The organism is Pseudomonas sp. 05T35 (assembly GCF_056396605.1).
Genome location: NZ_JBFTLU010000331.1, coordinates 1 through 5,178 on the forward strand (window position 1 = coordinate 1; position 5,178 = coordinate 5,178).

General features: G+C 57.7%; 5 protein-coding genes. 4 read left to right on the plus strand and 1 reads right to left on the minus strand.

The genetic code is table 11. The annotated features are described in order from the left end of the window. Positions 1 to 195 precede the first annotated feature (195 nt). Positions 196 to 1,485 carry a citrate synthase gene (gene gltA, locus AC1DH9_RS21825; protein ID WP_477808763.1) on the minus strand — a complete coding sequence of 430 codons (1,290 nt, stop codon included), beginning with the start codon at positions 1,483 to 1,485 and terminating at the stop codon, positions 196 to 198. A gap of 363 nt (positions 1,486 to 1,848) precedes the next feature. Between gltA and sdhC the strand changes: the two genes are divergently transcribed. From sdhC to AC1DH9_RS21845, 4 genes are read left to right on the plus strand one after another with little or no spacing between them, the layout of a single operon-like run. After that, on the plus strand, positions 1,849 to 2,223 hold the full coding sequence (gene sdhC, locus AC1DH9_RS21830; RefSeq protein WP_427534693.1) for a succinate dehydrogenase, cytochrome b556 subunit: 375 nt from the start codon (positions 1,849 to 1,851) through the stop codon (positions 2,221 to 2,223). Further along, complete coding sequence (sdhD, locus tag AC1DH9_RS21835) at positions 2,217 to 2,585, plus strand: succinate dehydrogenase, hydrophobic membrane anchor protein (protein WP_019692323.1); 369 nt, start codon at positions 2,217 to 2,219, stop codon at positions 2,583 to 2,585. Before sdhC ends, sdhD begins: the two co-directional genes overlap by 7 nt. 3 nt (positions 2,586 to 2,588) lie before the next feature. After that, the gene (sdhA, locus tag AC1DH9_RS21840; protein WP_427547163.1) at positions 2,589 to 4,364 is read left to right on the plus strand and encodes a succinate dehydrogenase flavoprotein subunit; all 1,776 of its coding nucleotides are present in this window, start codon (positions 2,589 to 2,591) and stop codon (positions 4,362 to 4,364) included. A gap of 11 nt (positions 4,365 to 4,375) precedes the next feature. Then, on the plus strand, positions 4,376 to 5,080 hold the full coding sequence (locus tag AC1DH9_RS21845; protein ID WP_019692321.1) for a succinate dehydrogenase iron-sulfur subunit: 705 nt from the start codon (positions 4,376 to 4,378) through the stop codon (positions 5,078 to 5,080). Positions 5,081 to 5,178 lie beyond the last annotated feature (98 nt).

Sequence of the window (5,178 nt, forward strand, 5' to 3'; positions counted from 1 at the left end):
ATCCCTACATGCACGATGCCCCTGAAGAAACGATGCGCCTGATTTGCGACTGCTACGCAGTCGAACGCAGCCTCGCGGGCTCGGCAGCTGCTACAGGGGGGGGGGGGCGGCGGGGTAAACAAAAACGGCCTCTGCTCTTGTATCAGAGGCAGAGGCCGTTTCCGGTGCAGCTAAGACGTTATCGCAAGACAGGTCTTACTTGCGGTCTTCAAGCCGGGGGATGTCACGCGACTCGTAGCCGGTGTACAGCTGGCGCGGGCGGCCAATCTTGTACGGGCTGGAGAGCATTTCTTTCCAGTGGGAGATCCAGCCGACGGTCCGCGCCAGGGCGAAGATCACGGTGAACATGCTGGTTGGAATGCCGATCGCCTTGAGGATGATCCCCGAGTAGAAGTCGACGTTCGGGTATAGCGAGCGTTCGATGAAGTACGGGTCGGTCAGGGCGATCTCTTCCAGGCGCATGGCCAGTTCGAGTTGCGGATCGTTCTGGATACCCAATTCCTTGAGCACTTCGTCGCAGGTCTTTTTCATGACGGTGGCGCGTGGGTCGCGGTTTTTGTAAACCCGGTGACCGAAGCCCATCAGTTTGAACGGATCGTTCTTGTCCTTGGCCTTGGCGATGAACTTGTCGATGTTCGAGACATCGCCAATTTCGTCGAGCATGGTCAGCACTGCTTCGTTGGCGCCGCCGTGAGCCGGGCCCCAGAGTGCAGCGATACCGGCAGCGATACAGGCGAACGGGTTGGCACCCGACGAGCCTGCCAGGCGTACGGTGGAGGTCGATGCGTTCTGCTCGTGGTCGGCGTGGAGGATGAAGATCCGGTCCATGGCCTTGGCGAGTACCGGGCTGATCGGTTTGATCTCGCACKGGGTGTTGAACATCATGTGCAGGAAGTTTTCCGCGTACGACAGGTCGTTGCGCGGGTACATCATGGGTTGACCCATGGAGTACTTGTAAACCATCGCTGCCAGGGTTGGCATCTTGGCAACCAGGCGGATCGCGGAGATTTCGCGATGCTGCGGGTTATTGATGTCCAGGGAGTCGTGGTAGAACGCCGAAAGGGCGCCGACTACACCGCACATGACGGCCATTGGGTGGGCGTCGCGGCGGAAGCCGTTGAAGAAGGTCTTCAGTTGCTCATGAACCATGGTGTGGTTCTTGACGGTGCTGACGAACTGGGCCTTCTGTTCTGCGGTCGGCAATTCGCCGTTGAGCAGCAGGTAGCAGGTTTCCAGATAGTCCGACTTCTCGGCGAGTTGCTCGATCGGGTAGCCGCGGTGCAACAAAATGCCGTTGTCGCCGTCGATATAGGTAATTTTCGACTCGCAAGAGGCGGTCGACATGAAACCTGGGTCAAAAGTGAAACGGCCCGTGGCCGTCAGGCCCCGAACGTCGATTACATCGGGACCAACGGTGCCGGTTAAAATGGGCAGCTCGACGGGGGCTGCGCCCTCGATGATCAACTGCGCTTTTTTGTCAGCCATGTGGCCTCCTATTTATGCTTGAAATCATCAGACAGACCCCCCACGCAGGGCCCGCACCACTATAGTGAGATAAATTCGAATGTCAATTTGCCTAAAGTCTTGCTCCAGAAGGCTTTAACCGGACTTTTTCCTCGAAAATACCTGCCGTTTACGCCTTTTATCCCGCTTGCGCAATGAGCTATTAGGGGAAGGTGAACGCGTTGTCATTAGTAGCCTAACTGTCTATACTCGGCCACCGACCGCCAGGGGCTTTTGGGCCTGCTTTATTGGGGGTCGCATCCCTGGGTGGTGGTTACCTGACCAGTGCACTCCCCAACAACTTTGCCCTGATTGTTAGGGGCTCTTCAGTGTGAAAAAAAAGCCGTGAAAAGCCAACGACCTGTAAACCTAGACCTAAGGACCATCAAACTCCCCATCACCGGCGTTACGTCGTTTCTTCACCGTGTTTCCGGCATCATCCTCTTCCTGGGCCTTGGCATCATGCTGTATGCATTGAGCAAATCCCTGGGTTCCGAGGAAGGTTTTGCCGAGGTGAAGGCATGCTTGACCAGTCCGCTGGCCAAGTTCGTAGCATGGGGTCTTCTGTCCGCCTTGCTGTATCACATGGTGGCCGGTGTACGCCATCTGATCATGGACATGGGCATCGGTGAGACGCTGGAAGGCGGCAAGCTGGGCTCGAAAATTATCATCGCCGTTTCCGTGGTGTTGATCGTTCTGGCGGGAGTTTGGATATGGTAACCAGCGTTACGAACCTATCGCGTTCGGGCCTCTATGACTGGATGGCGCAGCGYGTGTCTGCGGTCGTTCTCGCGGCTTATTTCATTTTCCTGATCGGATACCTTGTTGCGCACCCTGGCCTTGGCTACGCCCAATGGCACTTGCTGTTCGCAAACAACTGGATGCGCATCTTCAGTCTACTGGCCCTGGTTGCCCTTGGCGCTCACGCCTGGGTCGGCATGTGGACCATCGCGACCGACTATCTGACGCCAATGGCGCTGGGCAAGTCCGCGACTGCAGTACGTTTCCTTTTCCAGGCAGTATGCGGCGTTGCGATGTTCGCTTACTTCGTCTGGGGTGTGCAGATTCTCTGGGGTATCTGATTCATGTCTAACTCAGTAAATACGCTTTCGTTCGACGCCATCATCATTGGCGGCGGCGGTGCCGGCATGCGCGCTGCGCTGCAGCTGGCACAAGGTGGTCACAAGACTGCCGTAGTTACCAAGGTTTTCCCGACTCGTTCGCACACCGTATCCGCGCAGGGTGGCATCACCTGCGCCATCGCGTCCGCGGATCCGAACGATGACTGGCGCTGGCACATGTACGATACCGTCAAGGGTTCCGACTACATCGGTGACCAGGACGCTATCGAATACATGTGTTCCGTAGGCCCGGAAGCGGTCTTCGAGCTCGAGCACATGGGCTTGCCGTTCTCCCGTACCGAACAGGGTCGCATCTATCAGCGTCCGTTCGGCGGTCAGTCGAAAGACTTCGGTAAAGGTGGCCAGGCTGCCCGTACGTGCGCCGCTGCCGACCGTACCGGTCACGCTCTGCTGCACACCCTGTACCAGGCCAACCTGAAGGCCGGCACTGTATTCCTCAACGAATACTACGGCGTCGACCTGGTGAAGAACGAAGACGGTGCCTTTGTCGGCATGATCGTCATCTGCATCGAGACCGGCGAAACCTCCTACGTCCGCGCTAATGCCACCGTTCTGGCGACTGGCGGTGCAGGTCGTATCTACTCGTCCACCACCAACGCCCTGATCAACACCGGTGACGGCGTCGGCATGGCTCTGCGTGCTGGCGTGCCGGTACAAGACATCGAAATGTGGCAGTTCCACCCGACCGGCATCGCCGGCGCCGGTGTACTGGTTACCGAAGGTTGCCGCGGTGAAGGCGGTTACCTGATCAACAAGCACGGCGAGCGTTTCATGGAGCGTTATGCTCCGAACGCCAAAGACCTTGCTGGTCGTGACGTGGTTGCTCGCTCGATGGTTAAAGAAATCATCGCCGGCAACGGTTGCGGTCCGGATGGCGACCACGTGATGCTGAAACTCGATCACCTCGGTGAAGAAGTTCTGCACAGCCGTCTGCCAGGCATCATGGAACTGTCCAAGACCTTCGCTCACGTCGATCCAGCCGTAGCGCCGATCCCGGTTGTTCCAACCTGCCACTATATGATGGGCGGCGTTGCCACCAACATTCATGGCCAGGCAATCACTCAGGACGCCGACGGCAAGGACCAGATCATTCCTGGCCTGTTCGCGGTAGGCGAAGTGGCGTGCGTATCGGTTCACGGTGCCAACCGTCTGGGCGGCAACTCGCTGCTCGACCTGGTGGTATTCGGCCGTGCCGCCGGCCTGTTCCTGGAGCAGACCCTGAAAGAAGGCGTCGACTACGCTCGCCCTCGCCAGTCCGACATCGACGCAGCCCTGGCGCGTCTCGATGGCCTGAACTCGCGTACCGAAGGCGAAGACGTCGCTACCCTGCGTAAAGAGCTGCAAAGCTGCATGCAGAACTACTTCGGTGTATTCCGTACCGGCGAATACATGCAGAAGGGTATTGCTCAGCTGGCTGATCTGCGTGGCCGTATCGCCAACGTCAAGATCAACGATAAGAGCCAGGCGTTCAACACTGCTCGTATCGAAGCGCTGGAACTGCAAAACCTGCTGGAAGTGGCCGAAGCTACTGCCATCGCAGCAGAAATCCGCAAAGAGTCCCGCGGCGCTCACGCCCGTGAAGACTACGAAGATCGCGACGACGAAAACTGGCTGTGCCACACCCTGTACTTCCCGGGTGAAAAGCGCGTTACCAAGCGTGCCGTGAACTTCTCGCCGAAGACTGTTCCGACTTTTGAACCTAAGATTCGGACTTATTAAGGGTGGCCGCCATGTTGCAAGTCAGTGTTTATCGCTACAACCCTGATCAGGACGCCGCGCCGTTCATGCAGGAATTCCAGGTCGACACCGGTGGTAAAGACCTGATGGTGCTGGACGTGCTGGCCCTGATCAAAGAGCAGGACGAAGGTTTCTCCTATCGTCGCTCTTGCCGTGAAGGTGTTTGCGGTTCCGACGGCATGAACATCAACGGCAAAAACGGTCTGGCCTGCGTCACGCCGCTGTCTGCCGTCGTCAAAGGTAACAAGTTGATCGTTCGTCCTCTGCCAGGTTTGCCGGTTATCCGTGACCTGGTCGTCGATATGAGCATCTTCTACAAGCAATACGAAAAGGTTAAGCCTTTCCTGCAGAACGACACGCCGGCTCCGGCCATCGAGCGTCTGCAGACTCCTGAAGAGCGTGAAAAGCTCGACGGTCTGTACGAGTGCATCCTGTGCGCTTGCTGCTCGACCTCTTGCCCGTCCTTCTGGTGGAACCCGGACAAGTTCCTGGGTCCAGCTGCTCTGCTGCAAGCTTATCGCTTCCTGGCAGACAGCCGTGATACCAAGACTTCCGAGCGTCTGGCTTCGCTGGATGACCCGTTCAGCGTATTCCGCTGCCGCGGGATCATGAACTGCGTCAACGTATGTCCGAAAGGCCTGAACCCGACTAAGGCCATCGGTCACATACGTAACATGCTGCTGCAAAGCGGCGTGTGATTCAGCTGTTGTACCCGTAGAACTGCTGTACCCGTAGAGGCTAAGGCGCGGGCTTCAACCCGCGTCTTGGCTATAACCAGAGTGGCAGCCCACAAGGC